Source organism: Streptomyces flavidovirens DSM 40150, assembly GCF_000429085.1.
Lineage (GTDB): Bacteria > Actinomycetota > Actinomycetes > Streptomycetales > Streptomycetaceae > Streptomyces > Streptomyces flavidovirens.
The window spans coordinates 362,337-382,831 of record NZ_AUBE01000006.1 but is presented as its reverse complement, the minus strand read 5'-3'; the positions used below and the strand labels follow the sequence as shown (position 1 = coordinate 382,831).

Below are 20,495 nucleotides of genomic sequence, written 5' to 3'. Positions count from 1 at the left end.
GCAGTGGCGTGACCTGCTGAACGCCACCCGCAAGGCGTTTGAGGAAGAGGGCGGGGCCTTAAAGCCCCGCCCTCGTCGCACGAAACAGCAGGTCAGGGCCAGACCAGGCAGTACGGCTGGTGGCCCGCCTCGTGCAGGCGGTGTGAGAAGTCCTGCCATTCGTGCAGCAGTTGGTAGACGTTGTACGCGTCGCGCGGGCCGCCGCGGTCCGGGACCGTCGACCAGATGAAGGCTGCCGCGCCCACCGACTCCTCGCCGATGCCGCGCAGTGGGTCGACGACCGTCATGGGGAGCTTGACCACGGCGTAATCCGGGTGCAGCACGACCAGTTCGAGCGGCGGGACCTTGTGCAGCGGTATGCCCTCGATGCCGGTCAGGACCATCGCGGCCACCGTCTCCGGCTTGATCTTCGTGAACATGCCGCCCATGCCGAGCTCGTCGCCGCCCAGCTCCTCCGGGCGCATCGAAATGGGCACACGGGCCGCGGTGGCTCCGTTCGGAGCGCCGAAGTACTTGTAGGTCACCCCCACCCGGCCACTCCTGTTTCCCGTGTCCGCGTCCGCGCTCGGGCTCGCCTCGCGCTTGTCCGCCCTCGCTCCGCGTTCCCGCTCGCGCTCACGCCGATGCCGGCCGCCCTGGGCCCGCTCGGGACCCAGGTCGTCGGTCCCCTCGCCCACTCCGCCACCGCGATGCATATCTCCACCCGACCACTCGCGGCCACGGCCGCGCAACCCGATCATCGTGTCAGTGACCTCCCCCACGGCCGTGCGGTGAAACACGTGTGGTGAAACACCTGTCCGCAAGACCGTCGGAGCCTCTGACACCATGGCTTGTGTGAGCTTCCCCTATGACGCCCCAGTTTCGCAGACGCTTTTCGACCGCGCGTCCCTCGTGACGCCCGGCGGCGTGAACTCTCCGGTCCGCGCATTCCGTGCCGTGGGCGGTACGCCCCGGTTCATGGTGTCCGGTTCCGGTCCGTACCTCACCGACGCCGACGGCCGTGAGTACGTCGACCTCGTGTGCTCGTGGGGGCCGATGATCCTCGGCCATTCCCACCCCGACGTCATCGCGGCCGTCCAGGAGGCCGTCGCGCGCGGCACCTCCTTCGGTACGCCCGGTGAGGGCGAGGTCGCGCTCGCCGAGGAGATCGTCGCGCGCGTCGCGCCGGTCGAGCAGGTGCGGCTCGTCTCCAGCGGCACCGAGGCGACCATGTCGGCCATCCGCCTCGCCCGCGGCTTCACCGGCCGCGCGAAGGTGGTGAAGTTCGCCGGCTGCTACCACGGCCACGTCGACGCGCTGCTCGCCGCCGCCGGATCGGGCCTGGCGACCTTCGCGCTGCCCGACACGCCCGGCGTGACAGGCGCGCAGGCCGGCGACACGATCGTCCTGCCGTACAACGACCTCGACGCCGTACGGGCGGCCTTCGCCGCGCACCCCGGCGAGATCGCCTGCGTCATCACCGAGGCGTCGCCCGGCAACATGGGCGTCGTCCCGCCGGGTGAGGGCTTCAACGCCGGGCTCAAGGCCCTGTGCCAGGCCGACGGCGCGCTCTACATCTCCGACGAGGTCATGACCGGCTTCCGTACGTCGAAGGCCGGCTGGTACGGCGTCGACGGCGTCGCCCCCGACCTCATGACCTTCGGCAAGGTCATGGGTGGCGGCTTCCCGGCCGCGGCCTTCGGCGGCCGTAAGGACGTCATGGCGCACCTCGCGCCGGCCGGCCCCGTCTACCAGGCCGGCACCCTCTCCGGAAACCCGGTCGCGACCGCCGCCGGCCTCGCGCAGCTGCGGCTGCTCGACGACCCGGCGTACGCCAGGCTCGACGCGGTGTCGAGGGAGATCCAGGAGCTGGTCACCCTGGCGCTCACCAAGGAAGGCGTCGCGCACCGGCTCCAGACGGCCAGCAACATGTTCTCCGTGTTCTTCACGGCGGACGAGGTGCGCGACTACGACGACGCGCGCAAGCAGGAAGCTTTCCGCTTCAACGCCTTCTTCCACGCGATGCTCGCGGGCGGCGTCTACCTGCCGCCGTCCGCCTTCGAGTCCTGGTTCGTCTCCACCGCCCACGACGCGCGGGCCGTCGAGCGCATCGCCGCCGCCCTGCCCGCCGCCGCCCGCGCCGCAGCGGAGGCCACGGCATGAGCGAGACCACCGTCGTCCACGTGGTGCGGCACGGCGAAGTACACAATCCGGACGGCGTGCTGTACGGGCGCCGCTCCGGGTACCACCTCTCGGAGCTCGGGCGGCAGATGGCCGACCGGGTCGCCGAGCACCTCGCCGGACGCGACATCGCGTACGTCGTCTCCTCGCCGCTGGAGCGCGCCCAGGAGACCGCGACGCCGATCGCCAAGTCGCACGGGCTTGACCTGGCCACCGACGAGCGGCTGATCGAGGCGGCCAACGTCTTCGAGGGCAAGACCTTCGGCGTCGGCGACGGCGCGCTGCGCAGGCCCGCGAACTGGCGGCACCTGACGAATCCGTTCCAGCCGTCCTGGGGCGAGCCGTACATCGAGCAGGTCGTACGGATGATGGGCGCGCTCAACGCCGCCCGCGACGCGGCGCGCGGGCACGAGGCCGTCGCCGTCAGCCACCAGCTACCGATCTGGACGCTGCGCAGCTTCGTCGAGCGGCGGCGGCTGTGGCACGACCCGCGCAAGCGGCAGTGCACGCTCGCCTCGCTCACCTCCTTCACCTTCGAGGGCGACAAGATCGTGTCCGTCGCGTACAGCGAGCCGGCCCGCGATCTCGTACCGGCGCATCTGCTGGCCGGCGCCAAGCCCGTAAAGGGCAAAGCGAAGGCATTCGGCGCGTAATATCCGTCTCTTTCCGGCCACTCCCGGCAAAAATCGCCGGTTCGCCGGAACCCGCTTCCCCACCACCGCCTCTTACCCGTTGTCCGTTTGTATGACCGGCGGACGCCAACGGGGATGACAAGCGCGGATGGGGCAACGGTATGCGGGACATGAGTCGAAGGGGTCTGCTCCGACTGGGACTGGGAGCAGCGGCCGCGGTCGGCATAGCCGGCTGCGGCCCTTCCGGGTCGACGGGACCGGGCTCCGGCGCGGGCGCCGGCAAGGTCGGTGGTGAAGGCGACGGCACACCGTCGCCCAGCAAGACCGGTGACGACGTACGGCTGATAGGCGACGGCTCGACGGCCGACACCGGCAAGCAGCCGAACCAGCCGGACAAGCCCGTCCCGCTCCAGCCCGGCGAGACGCCGCCGCAGTTCGTGATCTTCTCCTGGGACGGCGCGGGCGAGGTCGGCAACGGCCTGTTCCCGCGCTTCCTCAAGCTCGCCAGGGACCACGACGCGGCGATGACGTTCTTCCTCTCCGGGCTCTACCTCCTGCCCGAGTCGAAGAAGAGCCTCTACAAGCCGCCGAACAACCCCGTCGGCGCCTCCGACATCGGTTATCTGACCGACGGGCACATCAAGGACACGCTGAAGTACGTACGCCAGGCCTGGCTCGAAGGCCACGAGATAGGCACCCACTTCAACGGGCACTTCTGCGCGGGCTCGGGAACCGTCGGCAACTGGACGCCCGCCCAGTGGGAGAACGAGACCGCCCAGGCCAAGTCGTTCGTCACCCAGTGGAAGACCAACAGCGGCTGGACCGACCTCGACCCGCTGCCCTTCGACTACGAGAAGGAACTCGTCGGCGGCCGCACCCCCTGCCTCCTCGGCCAGGACAACCTGCTCCCGACGGCGAAGAAGCTCGGCTGGCGCTACGACGCCAGCTCGCCCGGCGGCCGCCAGATGTGGCCCGCCAAGCGGGGCGGCCTGTGGGACCTGCCGCTCCAGGCGATGCCGTTCCCCGGCCATTCCTTCGAGGTGCTGTCGATGGACTACAACATCCTCGCCAACCAGTCGAAGAATTCCACCCAGGGCGTGCCGTCCCGCTACCCCGGCTGGAAGAAGCAGGCCACCGAGGCTTATCTCGCCGGTTTCAAGCGGGCGTACGAGAGCAATCGCGCGCCCTTCTACATAGGCAATCACTTCGAGCAGTGGAACGGCGGAATCTACATGGACGCCGTCGAGGAAGCGCTCAAGGGGATGGCGGGCAAGAAGGACGTACGCCTGGTCTCCTTCCGGCAGTTCTGCGACTGGCTCGACGTACAGGACCCGAAGGTGCTCGCCAAGCTGCGTTCGCTGGAAGTCGGGCAGTCTCCGGCCGGTGGCTGGAAGTCATTCCTTAAGAGCTCTTGACAAGGGGCTTTACGGGCACCATGGGGGGCGCGGAAGATCTCTGGAACGCTCATGCGAAACTTTTCACATGAGCCTTAGCCGCGCCCCCCGCCGCCGCTCGAACCGCACCCGCCGCGCCACGTCGGCGGGCGCTGTCCTGATCGCGGGCGCACTCGCGCTCTCGGCGTGCGGAGGCGACGGCAGTACGTCGTCGGGCTCGAACGGCGCGAAGTTCGTGACCGGCAAGGGTGGCGTCTCCACCGTCGCCAAGGGCGAACGCCAGGACGCCCCGAAGCTCGACGGCAAGACACTCGAAGGCAAGAAGCTCGACATCGACGACTTCAAGGGCAAGGTCGTCGTCCTGAACGTCTGGGGTTCGTGGTGCACGCCCTGCCGGGCCGAGGCGCCGCATTTCGCGAAGGTCGCCAAGGAGACCAAGGACAAGGGCGTCGAGTTCGTCGGAATCAACACCCGTGACGACTCCACGGGCCCGGCGCTCAAGTTCGAAGAGGAGTGGGGCGTCGAGTATCCGAGCCTCTACGACCCGATCGGCAAGCTGCTTCTCCGTTTCCCCAAGGGCAGCCTGAATCCGCAGCTCGTTCCCTCGACGATTGTGATCGACCGTGAAGGAAAGCTCGCGGCGCGCTACGTGGGCGGCGTCAACGCCAAGAAGCTGCACCAGATGATCGACCCGCTGATCGCGGAGAAGTGATCAAGTGAACCTTCTCGCCGCCGCGGTCACCGACTACAACCCGACGGTCTATGGCGGTGCCCTCATTCTGGCCCTGCCGATCGCCGTCGCCGCCGGTCTCGTCTCGTTCTTCTCGCCATGCGTGCTGCCACTCGTACCCGGATATCTGTCGTACGTCACCGGAATCAGCGGCACCGACCTGGCGGAGGCCAAACGCGGCCGTATGGTCGCCGGCGCGTCCCTCTTCGTGCTCGGCTTCAGTGCCGTCTTCGTCTCGTCCGGGGCGCTCTTCGGCTACTTCGGCTCGACGCTGCTGGAGCACCAGCAAACGCTGTCCATGGTGCTCGGCGGACTGATGATCCTCATGGGTGTCTTCTTCATGGGGCTGCTGCCCTGGATCACCCAGCGCGAGTTCCGCTTCCACAAGCGGCCGGCGGCCGGCCTGGCGGGCGCACCTCTACTGGGCGCGCTCTTCGGCATCGGCTGGGCGCCGTGCACCGGCCCGGCGCTCGGCGCCGTTCAGGCGCTCGCCCTCACCGAGGCGGGCGCGGGGCGAGGGGCCATACTGACCGTCGCGTACTGCCTTGGCCTGGGCGTGCCCTTCGTGCTCACCGCGATGGCGTTCCGGCGGGCACTCGGTGCGTTCACCTGGGTCAAGAAGCACTACGCCTGGGTGATGCGCATCGGCGGCGTGATGATGATCGTGACCGGTCTGCTGCTCGTCACAGGAATCTGGAACGGCATCATCCAGGACATGCAGGGCTGGACCCAAGGCTTCACGGTGGGGATCTGAGTTCATGAGCAAGACCGAGACGACGGACGAGGCGGCCGCTGCCGCCGAGACCGACGAGCAGGAGCTCGGCGAAGCCGGCGCCCAGCTCTCCACCGCCCCCCAGGAGCGGGCGGTCCCCGGCTCCTTTGGCGGCGTGATGCAGCCGGGCGCGGCCGGGCGGATCGCCTGGGCCTGGCGTGAGACCACCGGCTGGGCGCGCTGGTTCTGGCGGCAACTGACGTCGATGCGGGTCGCGCTAATCCTGCTGTTCCTGCTGTCGCTCGGCGCGATCCCCGGCTCCCTCGTCCCGCAGACCGGTGTCGACGAGACCAAGGTCGACGAGTTCCGGCGGGCACACGAGACGCTCGCGCCGATCTACGACGACCTCGGGCTCTTCAACGTCTACAGCTCGGTGTGGTTCTCCGCGATCTACATCCTTCTCTTCGTCTCGCTCATCGGCTGCATCGTGCCCCGCACCTGGCAATTCGTGGGCCAGCTCCGCAGCCGCCCGCCGGGCGCGCCGGGCCGTCTGACGCGACTTCCGGCGTACACCACCTGGCGTACGGAAACGGATCCCGAGCAGGTCCGCGAGGCCGCGCTGGCGATGCTGAAGCAGCGTCGCTTCCGGTCCCACATCGCCGGCGACGCGGTCGCGGCCGAGAAGGGCTACCTGCGCGAGGCGGGCAACCTGATCTTCCACATCGCGCTCATCGTGATGCTGGTGTCCTTCGCCACCGGGCAGCTCTTCAAGTCCGAGGGCGGCAAGCTGATCGTCGAGGGCGGCGGTTTCGCGAACACGCTGACGCAGTACGACGACTTCAAGTCCGGGTCGCTCTTCGACCGGGACCACGACCTGGCGCCGTTCAGCTTCAAGCTCGACAAGTTCGTCGGGACGTACGAGCGCAGCGGCCCCCAGCGCGGCACGCCCCGTACGTACGAGGCCCATGTGACGTACGCCGAGGGCGCGGACGGCGCGGAGAAGAAGACCAAGATCGAGGTGAACCGGCCGCTGGAGGTCGACGGCTCGAAGGTCTACCTCATCGGGCACGGGTACGCCCCGGTCGTCACCGTCAGGGACGGCAGGGGCGAGGAGATCTTCAAGGGCGCGGTGCCGCTGCTGCCCATGGACTCCAACGTGACCTCGTCCGGCGCGATCAAGGTCATGGACGGCTACCGCGACAAGGACGGCAAGAAGGACCAGCTCGGCTTCCAGGCGTTCTTCGTGCCGACGTTCGCGGGCGCGGGCAAGGGCACGATGCTCTCGCAGTACCCGGGCCTCGACTTCCCCGTCCTCGCGCTCAACGCCTTCCACGGCAGCCTCGGCGTCAACGCGGGCCTGCCGCAGAACGTGTACCAGCTCGACAAGCGCAAGATGAAGGCGTTCAAGGACGCGCAGGGCGCCGACCTCAAGCAGCGGCTGCTCCCCGGCGAGACCATGAAGCTGCCGGGCGGCGCGGGCTCCATCACGTTCGAGAAGGGCGTGAAGGAGTGGGCGACCTTCCAGATCTCGCAGCAGCCCGGCAACGTACCGGCGCTCGTGGGGGCCATCGCCGCTATCGCGGGACTCGCCGGATCGCTGTTCATCCAGCGCCGCCGGATCTGGGTCCGGGCCGTACGGGGCGAGGACGGTGTGACCGTCGTCGAGATGGCCGGACTCGGCCGCAGTGAGTCCTCGAAGCTCCCCGAGGAACTGGCCGACCTGGCCGCAACGCTCAATTCGCAGGCGCCGACGGCACCTGATCCCGCTGAACCCGTCGAAGGAGTCCGCGCGTGAATCTCGCGGCCGCAACCAACGAGAACCTCGCCAACATCAGCAATGTGCTGATCTATTCGTCGATGGCCGTCTACACGCTGGCCTTCTTCGCCCACATCGCCGAGTGGGTCTTCGGCAGCCGCAGCAAGGTCGGCCGCACGGCCGCCGCGCTGACCGCCGAAGGCGGCGCGACCGCGAAGTCCGCCCCCGAGGTGACGGTACGCTCCGGCGGCTCCACGGCGGTCCTCGACAAGCCAAAGATCATCACCCGCTCGGCGGCGGGCACCCGCGACGTCCCGGACGGTCCCGGCGCGGCGGGCGGCACCGAGAAGGGCGACCTCTACGGGCGTATCGCCGTCTCGCTCACCACCCTCGCCTTCCTCGTCCAGGCGGGTGGCGTGGTGGCCCGCGCCCTGTCGGTGCAGCGCGCGCCGTGGGGCAACATGTACGAGTTCTCGATCACCTTCTCCACCGTGGTCGTCGGCGTGTACCTCGCGTTCCTGGCCGCCAAGAAGAACGTCCGCTGGGCCGGCCTGCCGCTGGTCACCACGGTCCTGCTGGACCTGGGCATCGCCACGACGTGGCTCTACACCGACAGCGACCAGTTGGTCCCGGCCCTTGACTCGTACTGGCTGTGGATCCACGTCTCCACCGCGATCTTCTGCGGTGCGGTGTTCTACCTCGGCGCGGTCGGCACGGTCCTCTACCTCTTCCGTGACGGGTACGAGGCGAACCTCGCCCGCGGCGGCAAGCCGGGCGCCTTCGCCTCGTCCGTCCTCGAACGCCTCCCGTCGGCCGCCTCGCTCGACAAGTTCGCGTACCGCGTGAACGCCGCCGTCTTCCCGCTGTGGACGTTCACGATCATCGCAGGCGCGATCTGGGCGGGCGACGCGTGGGGCCGCTACTGGGGCTGGGACCCCAAGGAGGTCTGGTCCTTCATCACCTGGGTCGCGTACGCCTGCTACCTGCACGCACGCGCGACGGCGGGCTGGAAGGGCCGCAAGGCCGCCTACCTGGCGCTCTTCGCGTTCGGATGCTGGCTGTGGAACTACTACGGCGTGAACATCTTCCTCTCCGGCAAGCACTCGTACGCCGGAGTCTGACCCGGACCGTCCGGCCACCGGTCCGGCCTCCCCCCAGCGGGTGCGCGAGTCCGCCCGCGGGGTGAGGCTGGACCCATGGCGGATGTGATCGGCCCCGGCACCTGCGAGCACCGCGAACACACGGACGTGCTGCGGTACACGCTCAACCTGGCGCACCCCGTGCATCAGGTCTGGCCCGCCGTCGCCACCCCCGCCGGCCTGCGCGGATGGCTCGCGGACGCCGAACCGCTGGAGCCGCGCCTGGGCGGCGCGGTCACCCTGCGGTGGCTCAGCGCCGACGAGAGCGGCGCGCGTACGGTCGCCGAGGGCACGGTCACCGCCTGGGACGTGGAGCACGTCGCGGAGTACACCGCCGCCGGGCACGGGCGCATCCGCTTCCACCTGGCGCCGGCCGGGGCGACGAACGGCACGGTGCTGCGCTTCACCAACGAGGTCGCGGTGACCGGCGATGCCGAGCGGCTGAGCCGCCTGGCGGGCTGGCACCAGCACCTGGAGTACCTCGTCGAGTTCCTCGACGGCCGCCGGCAGGACTGGTCGGCGTGGACCCCGGACCGCTACCGCGAGCTGTACGCAGCCTACGAGGCGCCCGGCGGCATGCAGTCCTGAGCCGGCGGGTCCCCGTCGGGCCAGGCGATCTCCACGAACCGCTGGCTGCCGTCCGGGGCGAGCTCCACGATCGGCACCGCCTTGTTGTACGGGTTCCCGTGGTTGTCGAGGCAGATCCAGCCGCTCGCGCCCTCGACCTTCAGCGGCCCCTTTGTCTGCGGCCACTGGGTGACGACATCACCGATGTCCGGCAGCTCCAGCTTCTCGCTTGCCAAGGTCGCCTCCCTGATGCCCTGGACGGCCACGGCCATGGCGTCGTACGCGATGATCGCCTGCCCGTCCGTCAGCGAGGTCTTGCCGATGGGCCCGATGTCCGCAGCGGCCGCCTTCGCCAGCAGATCCGTGAAGGTCTTGTACGCCGCCGGGGACCCACCCGTCCTCGGCGCACCGGGCCCCTTCCACGCGTCCGGGTGGGCGAGCGAGGCGTAACGGACGCTGACCTTGCGGGTCAGGGCCGTCTCGTCGAGCTGGTCGTCCGCGCCGAGATAGGAACCCTCGTCGCCGGTCAGCACGGTGAACTCCCGGTGCACGCAGGGCCGTTGCCCCAGAGCGTTCACGAACTGCCGAAGCTGGGTGTGGCGCCCGGCGAAGAACACCGTGTCGGCGTCGCGGGTGCCGCAGAGCAGCAGCGCGATCTGCCGGAAGGTGTTGGGGGTGGTGCCTTCGTCCGTGGGGTCGGGCGGGGAGGTGAACAGCCGCGCCTCGTGCGGGGCGCCGGTGAGCAGGTCGGCGAAGGCCTGCTTGAGCGTGGCGGTGTAGTGGTCGCCGGGCCGGGTGTCCTGGACGAGTACGGCCTTCTTGGCGTCGACCTTGCCGAAATCGGCGATGGCGCGGGCCTCGTCGCTGTTGGTGGGGGAGACCCGGGCGAGACCGGGGTACGGGTCCCCATCCGGCCCGTTGGCGATGTCGTCGGCGGTGATCGTGGTCCCTATCACAGGTATGCCGGCTGCGGTCAGCTCCTTGACGGCGTCCTTGGTCTCGGCGCTGCTGGTGGCTATGCCGGAGACGGCCCGCAGCTTGTCGGGGCCGTCCACCATCCTCTTCAACTGCTCCACGGTCGTACGCCAGTGCTGGTTGCCCTTGCCGGTATTGGCGAGTACGAGCCGGATCTTGGGCACCTGCTCGTTGGAGTCGTGGTTGGCCGCGTACTGCTGGAGGAACGCGCCCTGCACCTCGTGGAGGACCTTGGTGCGCATCCCTGTGTCGGTCGAGGTGAGCGGCAGCATCACGGCCACGGTCGCGTACTCACCGGCCTTCAGCTCTTCGTTCTCCTTCCTGATGGCGGCGGTGACCAGCTTCAGCGCCGGGACCTCGAAGGCATAGCCGTCCCCGGAAACCCCCACGCACTCCGCGCCCTCCTCGGGGCGGGCGACGCCCTCGGTGCAGGACAGGTCCGGATTGGCGATGCGGTAGCCGCCGTACGAGAGGCCGGCGACCACCGCGAGCACCAGCAGCACCGTGAGCCCCTTGCGTAAAGGGGTGAACCAGAAGACTCTTCTCAGCCAGTCCGTCATGCCCCGTCTCCTCTCGTGCCGGTGGTGCCGGCGGCCGGGGCGCGCCACTCGCGTACGGCCTGCGGCCAGGAGCGGGAGGCCTGCCAGAGAACCTCGTTGCCGGAACTGTGCAGCTCCGAGAGGAGCCCCAGCTCGTACCCCATCTTCTCGGTCACCTCGTCGTCCGGAAGGGCCAGCGGATCGGTCAGCTGCCACACCGCGAACAGCAGTCGGCGGATGCGCAGATGGAGCGTGGGGTCCGAACCGGGCGGCGGCGCCGACGCGTCGGCCCGGCCCAGGGCCACGGGCCGCCGTACATCCGGATCGTCGAAATGCGGCGCGGAGGCGATGAAGCGCAGCTCGTCCAGCCAGACCCGGGCGTCGGCGAGCGGGAAGGTCTCCCGCAGATACGTCACCGCGCCCTCGGTGACCCCCAGCGCCAGCTCGTGGTGCAGCCGCCGCGGAACGTCCCGGTCCCGGTAGTGGTCGCGCAGCGTCTCGTGGACGGCCCGCCACCGGCCGAAGTCACGGTCGCCGTACCGCAGCCGGTGCAGCAGCAGCGTGCGCAGAAAGGGGTCGCCGACGAAGTGCCCGGGGGCCGGCGGCCAGTGCTCGTCGGCGAGGAGCGTGCGTACATCGCGTACGGCTGCCAGTCCCGTACGCCCCTCCTCGCCCGGCAGCCGCGACGCGGCCAGCGCCTCCGCCGACGGCACGTCGTGCGCGGGCGCCAGTACGGTGAGCCAGTCGAGCCGGGACGGGGGAACCAGCCGCGCGAGCAGCTCGGCGGCCACCTCCTGCCCTTCCCGGTCCTCGCGGAGCGTGACGGTAGCGGCGAGCAGCGAGGCCGGGGTGAACCGCTCCGGATGCGGGTCCTGCCCGGCGGCCCGGGCCAGCAGGTCCACGCCCACGGGGCGCCCGCCGGTGAGCCGGTGCACGGCACGGGCCAGCTTCGGGTGGGTCAGTTGGCGGGGGTCGGTCAGGTCGAAGAACTGCCGTACGTGCTCGGGTTCGAGCGGGGTCAGCTCCACAGCCACCGCACCGGAAGCGATCTCGCGGCCGCGCCGCCAGCCCAGTTCGTGCCGGACCTCCGGCAGGGTCCGGCGTACGGCGTGACGCAGAGCGGGGTGGTCGTGGCCGCGCAGGGCCGCGACGAGCACCACGTGGTCGCGCCTGCCCTCGGCCCGGTCCCGGAGCACGGGCTCGACCAGCCGGCGGCCGAGCGGCGCCTGGGCGTTGTCGATGAGGACGACGGGCCGCCCCACGCGGCGTAACCGCCCCATCCCCTGGTAGGCGGCGTCCAGGTCGGCCCGCAGCGCACCGACGAGGTGACGTTCGGCGCGGACGCGGTGCTCGCTGCCGCGCCGGAAGTGCAGCGCCAGCAGAGTCAGGCCGCGCTTGGCCTTGCCGCCGGCGCCCGGGTAGTTCCCGTACCAGTCGGCGGAAGCGCGCTGCCCCCGGTTGAACAGGTCGTCGAGCAGGGACTCGACGGTCGTCTCCACGACCACATCGAGCCCCGGACCCACCCCGGAGGCCATGGCCGCGAGCTTCGCCACGACCTTCGTCAGCCAGGTGCGGGTCTGGTTGCGCCAGCGCGAACCGGGCTCGACGAGGAGCCCGAGCCGGAGCCCTTCGGCGACGATGTTCTCGTCGTCGTGCGGCTGCCACCCGAGGCTCGCGACGGCGAGCAGCCCGGCGGCCAGCCGTGGGAACTCGACGGCCCCCGCACCGTGCACGGGCGGCGCGAGCTGGTCGCCCAGCTCGGCGAGGGCCTCGGTGACCGGGGACCAGGACAGCGCGTGCTCGGCCGGGCGCTCGACGAACTCGGCTCGCTCGCAGTCGATCAGAGCGATGGGGGTGCGCTGGCGGTACGCGGTGTGCAGCCGCTTGAGCAGCGCGGTCTTGCCCATACCGCGCCCGCCGGTGAGGACCACGGCGGGCAGATCGTCGCGGTGCTCGAAGGGGACCTTCTGGAACCCGCGAGGAGGCAGACCGACGAGCCGTGGCGCGAGACCGTCGAGGACTGCCTCGCGGCCGAACAGCTCTCTGTCCACAGTGCCCCCCCGCACCAGCAACATGTGTCGCTACGTTAACTCCAACCTACGTAAAGTGAGTTGGCGCGTGCACGGGTTTTCGACTGATGCGCCGGCAAATCGCGGCGCGGGGGTGGGGCGGGCGTCTTTTTGCGGGGGTGTTGGGGGCGGTGCCGCGCCGGGGCGTCTCCTCGGGCGTCGAACGTTCGGGTAGTGCGTTGGTTCGTTGGCGGTGGTTGCGTTCAACGCCCTGCGGGGAGCGCCCCGACACGTCCCCGCCCGGCACCGTTGGTTGGTGGGCGGGGGTGCGGGGGGAGCGCCCCGGCACGTCCCCTCCCCGGTGGCGTTGCAGGTGGGGCGGGGGCGCCGTCCGGTTGGTTCCGACGCTGCGTCAGGGCTTGGGGGGCGTCGGGTCCTCGGGGCCGTCGTTCTCGTTCTCGTCCTTGAGGGACTTGAGGAAGTCGGGGTTGTCGTCAGGGGCGACCCATTGCTGCTTGCGGCCGCGGCGCCATTCGGCGGGCGTGCCGTTCCCGGCTCCCTTGCGGACCTTGCCGACCGCCAGCCAGGCGATGGGGCCGATCAGTACCTCGCCGAAGAGCAGCACGATGATCACCCAGACCACCTTGGGGAGGTGGCGGACCTCTTCCTCGGGGGTGTTCAGGCAGTCGATGAAGGCGTAGATCCACAGCGCCAGAACCAGGAGGAACGGCAGATACCTGAGCATGAGGGCAAGCTCCCAGAACGCGGGCCGCGGGGCGCCGAAGGCGGCCCCGGTGACGGGCCAAGCGTAGTGCGTACCGGATACTGGACCGCATGGCTTACGACGATCTTCGCTCCCTGCTCCGGGCGCTGGAGCGCGAGGGCGACCTCAAGCGCATCAAGGCCGAAGTCGATCCGTACCTGGAGGTCGGGGAGATCGTCGACCGGGTGAACAAGGCGGGCGGCCCGGCGCTTCTCTTCGAGAACGTCAAGGGCTCCGCCATGCCCCTGGCGATGAACGTCTTCGGTACGGACCGCCGGCTGCTCAAGGCGCTCGGGCTGAAGTCGTACGACGACATCCGGGACAAGATCGGCGGGCTGCTGAAGCCGGAGCTGCCGCAGGGCTTCGTCGGTGTGCGGGAGGCTTTCGGCAAGCTCGGGGCGATGGCCCACGTGCCGCCGAAGAAGGTCAAGTCCGACGCCGCGCCGGTGCAGGAGGTCGTCATCACGGGGGATGACGTGGATCTGGACCTGCTGCCCGCGCTCTTTACGTGGCCGGAGGACGGTGGGTCGTTCTTCAATCTGGGGCTTACTCATACCAAGGACCCGGAGACGGGCATCCGGAACCTGGGGCTGTACCGGCTCCAGCGCCACGACAAGCGCACCATCGGCATGCACTGGCAGATCCACAAGGACAGCCGGAATCACTACCAGGTGGCCGCTCGGCGCGGTGAGCGCCTGCCGGTCGCGATTGCTTTCGGGGCTCCGCCGGCCGTGACATACGCCTCGACCGCTCCGCTGCCGGGTGACATCGACGAGTACCTCTTCGCCGGATTCCTGTCGGGCAAGCGGATTGAGATGGTCGACTGCAAGACCGTTCCGCTCCAGGTCCCGGCGCACGCCGAGGTCGTACTGGAGGGGTGGCTGGAGCCCGGGAAGATGCTGCCGGAAGGACCCTTCGGTGATCACACCGGGTTCTACACGCCGCAGGAGGACTTCCCGGCGCTGACGATCGACACGATCACTATGCGGCGTCGGCCATTGCTCCAGTCCATTGTGGTGGGGCGGCCGCCTACGGAGGACGGGCCGCTGGGGCGGGCCACGGAGAGCTTCTTCCTGCCGCTGCTCAAGATCATCGTGCCGGACATCGTCGACTACCACCTGCCCGAGGCGGGCGGCTTCCACAACTGCGTCATCGTGGCGATCGACAAGAAGTACCCGAAGCACGCGCAGAAGGTCATGCACGCCATCTGGGGCGCGCACATGCTGTCGCTGGAGAAGCTGATCATCGTGGTCGACAAGGACTGCGACGTGCACAACTACCACGAGGTCGCGTGGCGGGCGCTGGGAAATGTGGACTACTCCCGTGACCTGACGGTCGTCGAGGGTCCGGTGGATCACCTGGACCATGCGTCGTACCAGCAGTTCTGGGGCGGCAAGGCGGGCATCGACGCCACGAAGAAGCTGCCCGAGGAGGGCTACACCCGCGACGGCGGCTGGCCGAACATGGTCGAATCCGACCCGGCTACGGCCGAACGGGTGACAAAGCGCTGGAAGGAGTACGGCCTGTGAGGGACTCGGCGAAAATGGGCTGCGGTAGTGCGGAGGCCGGGTTTCCCCGCTTCCGCGGGGGTGAACCGGAGTACGGGCTGTGAGCAGCGCAGCGGCCGCGGTTCCGCCGGTCGGGAGGACTAAGGCCTTCCTGCGGCTCGTGATGATCGAGCACTCGGTCTTCGCGCTGCCCTTCGCCTACATCGCCGCGCTCACCGCCATGTTCGAGCTGGACCGGAATATCCACTGGGGCAATCTCCTGCTCGTCACCGTCGCCATGGTTGGCCTGCGTACGTTCGCGATGGCGTGCAACCGGATCATCGACCGCGAGCTGGACGCCCGTAACCCCCGCACCGCCAACCGGGAGCTGGTCACCGGCGCGGTCTCGGTCCGGTCGGCGTGGACCGGTGCGCTCATCGCCGTGGTCGTTTTTCTCGGCGCGGCCGCCGCGCTCAATCCGCTGTGCCTGGCGCTGGCGCCGATCGCCGTCGTCCCGATGGTGGTCTATCCGTACGGCAAGCGCTTCACGAATTTCCCGCACGCCATTCTGGGTCTCGCCCAGGCCATGGGTCCTGTCGGTGCCTGGCTCGCGATCACGGGGGAGTGGTCCTGGGACGCGGTGATCCTGGGTCTCGCGGTCGGCATCTGGATCGGCGGCTTCGACCTCATCTTCGGCAGCCAGGACGTCCAGGCGGACCGCGCGCACGGAGTGAAGTCCGTGCCGGCCCGCTTCGGTGTCCCGGCCGCGCTGTACGGCTCGCGGGCCTGCCACGCGGTGACGACGGTCCTGCTGGTCTGGTACGCGCTGGCCACCGGCGCCGGGGTGTTCTTCTGGGCCGGCCTGGTGGTCGTGACCGTGGCCTTCCTCTACGAGCACACGATCGTGAAGCCGCACGACCTGTCCCGCCTCAACCGGGCGTTCTTCTCGACGAACGGCTTCATCGGGATAGCGCTGTTCGTGTGCGCGCTGGTCGACCTGCTGGTGCGCGGTCTCACGGTGTGAGGCGGCGCCCGGCGGGTGCGGGTATGAGCGGCGACCGCCGCCGGAAGAGGTACGCGGCGAGCACGCCGCCGATCAGCCCGAAGAGATGGCCCTGCCAGCTGACGGCGGTGTTCGTCGGGAGCACGCCCCACAGCAGCGAGCCGTAGACCGCGGCCACCAGCAGACCTATCACGACGTCTACGGCGTTGCGGTCGACGAAGCCGCGGACCAGCAGGTAGCCGAGCAGGCCGAAGACGACGACCGACGCGCCGGCCGTGTTGGAGTGGTCGGGGGCGGTGAGCCACACCCCGAGCCCGCCCACGAGCATGATCGTGAGGACGACGGCGGCGAAGCGGCGTATCCCGCTCAGGGCGGCCAGGAAGCCGAGGATCAGCAGGGGGATCGTGTTCGACGCCACGTGGTCGAAGCCGTGGTGCAGGAACGACATCGGGAGTACGTCACGCAGCTCGCCGAAGTCCCGCGGGCTCAGCCCGTACGTGTCCAGCGCGCCGGTCGCGGCGTCCAGCGCCTCCAGGACCCACAGCAGCGCGACCCAGCCCAGCATGAGCACGATGGCGGTCCTGGCCGGATGGCTCGCGCTCCGGCTCCGGTCGACTGCGGTCGGTGGCATGGCGTCCCCCTGCGGTACGTACGACCTGTGTGGCGGCCTGTCAGTGGAACGTCCGGGCACCTGACTCGGTTCCGCCCCCGCGCGCCCGGATAAGGTCGGGCACGTGGAGTCAGGACATGCACGCAGTCAGCAGCCGCGGTCGCCGCGCCGCCCCTGGGTCGTCGGCGTCTCCGGCGCGTCCGGTACGCCGTACGCCGCCGCCGTGCTGCGCGGGCTGCTGGACGCGGGCGAGAGCGTGGACCTGGTGGTGAGCCGGGCCGCGCGGCTGACGCTGCTGGACGAGACGGGGATCGCGTTCCGGGACGCGCACTGGCAGGAAGACCTGCGGACGTGGCTGGCGCGCGGCGCAGACGGGAAGCCCGGCACGTTCACGGCCGATGTCGGCGACGTGCGGTACTGGGCAGCCGGGGACCTCGCCGCCGGTCCTTCGTCGGGCTCGTACCCGGCCAGGGGCATGCTGATCGTCCCGGCGTCGACGGCGAGTGTGGCGGGCGTGGCGCTGGGGCTGTCGAAGGACCTGCTGCAACGGGTGGCGAGCGTGACGCTCAAGGAGCGGCGCCGGCTCGTGGTGGCGGTGCGCGAGACGCCGCTGAGCGGCCAGACCCTCAAGCACATGGTGGCGCTGGACGAGGCGGGCGCCGTGGTGCTCCCGGCCTCCCCGGCGTTCTACGCGGGAGCGACGCACATCCAGGACCTGGTGGACTTCGTCGCGGGGCGGGTGCTGGACGCGGCGGGGGTGCCGCACCGTCTGTACCGCCGCTGGGAGGGAGAGCTCGGTGGCTCCCGGAAGGACCAGTGAGGGACCAGTACGTCGCCTTCTTTGATCTTCTGAAAGATTTGCGGGGCGTTGAGCCCTGCGCGCCTTAGATTACCTACGTAAACTCGCGGTATTGCTGAATAATGGAAGGCTTCAGGCATATGGACGCCGTGGACAGGCAGCTCATCCAGGCCCTCAGGGAGAACGGCAGGGCCTCGTACGCCGAACTCGGCCGGCTCGTCGGCCTCTCGGGCCCCAGCGTCACCGATCGCATCAACCGTCTTGAGGCAGCGGGTGTGATCACCGGCTACCGCGCCACGGTCGACGCCAAGTCGCTCGGTCTCGGCGTCACCGCGCTGATCGGAATCTCGCTCTCGGACGCGGCGGACCACGAGGACGTGGCGCGCAGGCTGCGCGATCTGGCGGAGATCGAGGACTGCTGGTTCATCGCCGGCGACGACTCGTACATGCTCAAGATCCGCGCGGGGGACGTCGACGGCCTGGAGAAGACGATCCGGCGGCTGTCCGGGACGCGGGGCGTGTCGCGGACGCGGACGACGATCGTGCTCTCCACGAAGTGGGAGAACCGGGTCGGGGAACTGCCCGAGGAGTAGGGGGGCTGGGGGGTCGCCCCCCGGAAACGAGGGGTGGCGTACCTTGGGCGGAGCCTGTTTTACGTAGACATATGGGAGGCGGCCGTACATGGACGCGGGGCTGAAGCGCGAGCTGGAGCAGAAGGTCCGGGGCGGGGAGCGGCTGACCCGCGAGGACGGCATCGCCCTCTACGAGTCCGACGACCTGGCCTGGCTGGGCGGCCTCGCCCATGAGGTGCGTACGCGCAAGAACGGCGACGTCGTCCACTTCAACGTCAACCGTCACCTCAACATGACGAACGTGTGCACCGCGTCGTGCGCGTACTGCTCGTTCCAGCGCAAGCCGGGCGAGAAGGACGCGTACACGATGCGCATCGAGGAAGCTGTCAAGCTCGCCAAGGCGATGGAGAACGAGAACCTCACCGAGCTGCACATCGTCAACGGCCTCCACCCCAGCCTCCCGTGGCGTTACTACCCGCGTTCTCTGAGCGAGTTGAAGAAGGCGCTGCCGAACGTCTCGCTGAAGGCGTTCACGGCGACCGAGATCCACCACTTCGAGATTGTGTCGGGCATGTCGGCCTCCGAGATCCTCGACGAGCTCATCGAGGCCGGTCTGGAGTCCCTGACCGGCGGCGGCGCCGAGATCTTCGACTGGGAGGTCCGCCAGCACATCGTCGACCACAGGACTCATTGGGAGGACTGGTCGCGCATCCACCGCCTCGCGCACGAGAAGGGCCTCAAGACCCCTTCGACCATGCTGTACGGGCACATCGAGGAGCCGCGCCACCGCGTGGACCACGTGCTGCGGCTGCGCGAGCTCCAGGACGAGACCGGCGGCTTCCAGGTCTTCATCCCGCTGCGCTACCAGCACGACTTCGAGGACATGAAGGACGGCAAGATCCGCAACCGTCTTCAGGCCCGTACGACGATGGCGAGCGGCGTGGATGTGCTGAAGACGTTCGCGGTGTCGCGGCTGCTCTTCGACAACGTGCCGCACGTCAAGGTCTTCTGGGTCATGCACGGCGTGCAGACCTCGCAGCTCGCGCTCCAGCACGGCGCGGACGACATGGACGGCTCGGTCGTCGAGTACAAGATCACGCACGACGCGGACAACTACGGCACGCCGAACAAGCTCGGCCGCGAGGACCTTCTGGAGCTGATCCGGGACGCGGGATTCCGCCCGGTGGAGCGCAACACCCGGTACGAGATCATCCGCGAGTACCCGGGGCCGGAGGCGGACCGCCGCGAGTCGCCACAGGCGATGCGGATCTGACGCCGTACGGGTGGCTTATGGGCGTTTGCTGGCGGTTCGCGGTGTGACCGGCGGCGCCAGGGGGTACCCGCGCCGCATGGCAAGCCCAAGCGAGTCGCCCGAGGACGCGTACACGGCCGAACCCTTCCTCCCCTCCGGCCGGGCCGGACTCCCCGGCCTCCGCGAGGCCGCGGCCGGCTGCCGCGGCTGCCCGCTGCACCGCGACGCCACGCAGACCGTCTTCGGCGCCGGCAACGCGCACGCCCGGGTCCTGCTGCTCGGTGAGCAGCCCGGCGACCAGGAGGACCGGCAGGGCCGGCCGTTCGTCGGCCCCGCCGGCAAGGTGCTGACACGGGCCCTGGACGAAGCCGGCATCGACCCGGACGACACGTACGTCACCAACGCCGTCAAGCACTTCAAGTTCGAGATCGTCGCCGAACGCGGCAAGCGACGCATCCACAAGACGCCCAACCTGCGCGAGATGACCGCCTGCAAGCCCTGGCTCGACGCCGAACTGCGGGTCGTCGACCCCGAGATCATCGTCGTACTGGGCGCGACCGCCGGGAAGGCGCTGCTCGGCCCCTCCTTCCGGGTGACCAAGCAGCGCGGGATGCTGCTCCCCTTCGAAGGGCGCGGCGAGAGCGTGGTCGCCACCATCCACCCCTCCGCGGTCCTGCGCGCCGACGACCGCGAGGCGGCCTACGAGGGCCTGGTGTCCGATCTGCGGATAGCGGCGCAGGCGCTCGGCTGATCCGTTTATCGTCGAACGCATGCCGCTGACCTTCGAACTCGATCCGCGGATCGGCCCCAGCCTGCGCGACGGCGTCCTCGCCCTGTGGGCGGACGTCTCCAACGCGGGCGGCGCCGTCGGTTTCGTACCACCGGTGACCGCCGACGACATCAGGCCCGAGTGGACCAAGCACCTCGCCGCCATGAACGACGGCCGCACCCGGCTGCTCGTCGGCTACGACGAGGCCGGCGCCGTCGCCGCGACGGTCTTCATCGCGAACAACACGCACCGCCTCATGCGGCACTGGGTGTGGCTCTACACGGTCATGGTCCACCCCGCCCATCAGGGCAAGGGATACGGGCAGGACCTGATGGCCGCGACAGAGGCGGCGGTACGCGGCTTCGAGGGCGTCGAAGCGATACGGCTGACCTGCCGCGGCGGCACCGGCGTCGACCGCTTCTACGCCTCCTGCGGCTACAAGGAGGTCGGGCGCGTGCCCGGCGCGATCCGGGTCGCGCCGGGGGACGACCGCGACGACATCATCATGCTGCTGGAACTGCACTGAGGGTGGGGGCCCGGGCAGCTCGCCGGGGGCCTGTGCTTGACTGGTAGAGACCCTTTAGGTTGCCGTTGAGAAGAAGGTCCCCCGTGAGCACCAAGCACGCA

Annotated in this window: 20 protein-coding genes; 15 read left to right on the top strand and 5 right to left on the bottom strand. The window is 69.6% G+C overall.

The window, feature by feature from the left end; translation table 11 throughout:
• Positions 1-92: 92 nt before the first annotated feature.
• Entirely contained in the window at positions 93-695 is a 603-nt protein-coding gene (locus G412_RS0112990; protein ID WP_078606934.1) for a hypothetical protein, read from the bottom strand.
• A gap of 130 nt (positions 696-825) precedes the next feature.
• Here G412_RS0112990 and hemL point away from each other — a divergent pair, with 130 nt between their 5' ends.
• The 8 genes from hemL to G412_RS0112950 all read left to right on the top strand — a co-directional run bounded on the left by hemL (position 826) and on the right by G412_RS0112950 (position 9,111).
• Positions 826-2,142 (top strand): glutamate-1-semialdehyde 2,1-aminomutase, encoded by a 1,317-nt coding sequence (gene hemL / locus G412_RS0112985; RefSeq protein ID WP_037648604.1) that lies wholly within the window; start codon positions 826-828, stop codon positions 2,140-2,142.
• On the top strand, positions 2,139-2,813 hold the full coding sequence (locus G412_RS0112980; RefSeq protein ID WP_028812478.1) for a histidine phosphatase family protein: 675 nt from the start codon (positions 2,139-2,141) through the stop codon (positions 2,811-2,813). The genes hemL and G412_RS0112980 overlap by 4 nt, the downstream gene beginning before the upstream one ends.
• 140 nt (positions 2,814-2,953) lie before the next feature.
• A complete protein-coding gene (locus G412_RS0112975) occupies positions 2,954-4,207 on the top strand; it encodes a polysaccharide deacetylase family protein (protein WP_028812477.1) in 1,254 nt (417 codons plus the stop codon).
• A 67-nt stretch (positions 4,208-4,274) separates the two neighbouring features.
• Positions 4,275-4,898 (top strand): TlpA family protein disulfide reductase, encoded by a 624-nt coding sequence (locus G412_RS0112970; protein ID WP_028812476.1) that lies wholly within the window; start codon positions 4,275-4,277, stop codon positions 4,896-4,898.
• 4 nt (positions 4,899-4,902) lie between these two features.
• Entirely contained in the window at positions 4,903-5,670 is a 768-nt protein-coding gene (locus tag G412_RS0112965) for a cytochrome c biogenesis CcdA family protein (RefSeq protein ID WP_028812475.1), read from the top strand.
• Positions 5,671-5,674: 4 nt separating this feature from the next.
• Entirely contained in the window at positions 5,675-7,423 is a 1,749-nt protein-coding gene (gene resB, locus G412_RS34205) for a cytochrome c biogenesis protein ResB (RefSeq protein ID WP_037648600.1), read from the top strand.
• Complete coding sequence (ccsB, locus tag G412_RS0112955) at positions 7,420-8,505, top strand: c-type cytochrome biogenesis protein CcsB (RefSeq protein ID WP_028812474.1); 1,086 nt, start codon at positions 7,420-7,422, stop codon at positions 8,503-8,505. The genes resB and ccsB overlap by 4 nt, the downstream gene beginning before the upstream one ends.
• Before the next feature lie 75 nt (positions 8,506-8,580).
• On the top strand, positions 8,581-9,111 hold the full coding sequence (locus G412_RS0112950; protein WP_028812473.1) for an SRPBCC domain-containing protein: 531 nt from the start codon (positions 8,581-8,583) through the stop codon (positions 9,109-9,111).
• Here the strand turns inward: G412_RS0112950 and G412_RS0112945 are convergent.
• The 3 genes from G412_RS0112945 to G412_RS34200 all read right to left on the bottom strand — a co-directional run bounded on the left by G412_RS0112945 (position 9,081) and on the right by G412_RS34200 (position 13,358).
• The gene (locus G412_RS0112945) at positions 9,081-10,625 is read right to left on the bottom strand and encodes an ABC transporter substrate-binding protein (RefSeq protein WP_028812472.1); all 1,545 of its coding nucleotides are present in this window, start codon (positions 10,623-10,625) and stop codon (positions 9,081-9,083) included. The two genes, G412_RS0112950 and G412_RS0112945, sit on opposite strands and share 31 nt — an antisense overlap.
• A complete protein-coding gene (locus tag G412_RS0112940) occupies positions 10,622-12,655 on the bottom strand; it encodes an ATP-binding protein (protein ID WP_028812471.1) in 2,034 nt (677 codons plus the stop codon). Before G412_RS0112940 ends, G412_RS0112945 begins: the two co-directional genes overlap by 4 nt.
• A 370-nt stretch (positions 12,656-13,025) precedes the next feature.
• Positions 13,026-13,358 carry a PLD nuclease N-terminal domain-containing protein gene (locus G412_RS34200; RefSeq protein WP_051338308.1) on the bottom strand — a complete coding sequence of 111 codons (333 nt, stop codon included), beginning with the start codon at positions 13,356-13,358 and terminating at the stop codon, positions 13,026-13,028.
• A gap of 89 nt (positions 13,359-13,447) precedes the next feature.
• Between G412_RS34200 and G412_RS0112930 the strand changes: the two genes are divergently transcribed.
• Together G412_RS0112930 and mqnP are read left to right on the top strand one after the other, a co-directional pair.
• A complete protein-coding gene (locus G412_RS0112930; RefSeq protein ID WP_028812470.1) occupies positions 13,448-14,905 on the top strand; it encodes a menaquinone biosynthesis decarboxylase in 1,458 nt (485 codons plus the stop codon).
• Positions 14,906-14,984: 79 nt separating this feature from the next.
• Complete coding sequence (mqnP, locus tag G412_RS0112925) at positions 14,985-15,887, top strand: menaquinone biosynthesis prenyltransferase MqnP (RefSeq protein WP_028812469.1); 903 nt, start codon at positions 14,985-14,987, stop codon at positions 15,885-15,887.
• Here the strand turns inward: mqnP and G412_RS34195 are convergent.
• A complete protein-coding gene (locus G412_RS34195; protein ID WP_051338307.1) occupies positions 15,877-16,497 on the bottom strand; it encodes a rhomboid family intramembrane serine protease in 621 nt (206 codons plus the stop codon). The genes mqnP and G412_RS34195 overlap by 11 nt on opposite strands.
• A 103-nt stretch (positions 16,498-16,600) precedes the next feature.
• On the opposite strand from G412_RS34195, the gene G412_RS34190 reads away from it, so the two are divergent.
• The 5 genes from G412_RS34190 (at position 16,601) to G412_RS0112895 (ending at position 20,394) form a co-directional block, all read left to right on the top strand.
• The gene (locus G412_RS34190) at positions 16,601-17,296 is read left to right on the top strand and encodes a UbiX family flavin prenyltransferase (RefSeq protein ID WP_037648593.1); all 696 of its coding nucleotides are present in this window, start codon (positions 16,601-16,603) and stop codon (positions 17,294-17,296) included.
• A gap of 119 nt (positions 17,297-17,415) precedes the next feature.
• Positions 17,416-17,868 (top strand): Lrp/AsnC family transcriptional regulator, encoded by a 453-nt coding sequence (locus tag G412_RS0112910; RefSeq protein ID WP_028812468.1) that lies wholly within the window; start codon positions 17,416-17,418, stop codon positions 17,866-17,868.
• Between the two features lie 88 nt (positions 17,869-17,956).
• Complete coding sequence (mqnE, locus tag G412_RS0112905) at positions 17,957-19,120, top strand: aminofutalosine synthase MqnE (protein WP_028812467.1); 1,164 nt, start codon at positions 17,957-17,959, stop codon at positions 19,118-19,120.
• Between the two features lie 76 nt (positions 19,121-19,196).
• Positions 19,197-19,850 (top strand): UdgX family uracil-DNA binding protein, encoded by a 654-nt coding sequence (locus G412_RS0112900; RefSeq protein ID WP_028812466.1) that lies wholly within the window; start codon positions 19,197-19,199, stop codon positions 19,848-19,850.
• 19 nt (positions 19,851-19,869) lie between these two features.
• A complete protein-coding gene (locus tag G412_RS0112895; RefSeq protein WP_028812465.1) occupies positions 19,870-20,394 on the top strand; it encodes a GNAT family N-acetyltransferase in 525 nt (174 codons plus the stop codon).
• Positions 20,395-20,495 lie beyond the last annotated feature (101 nt).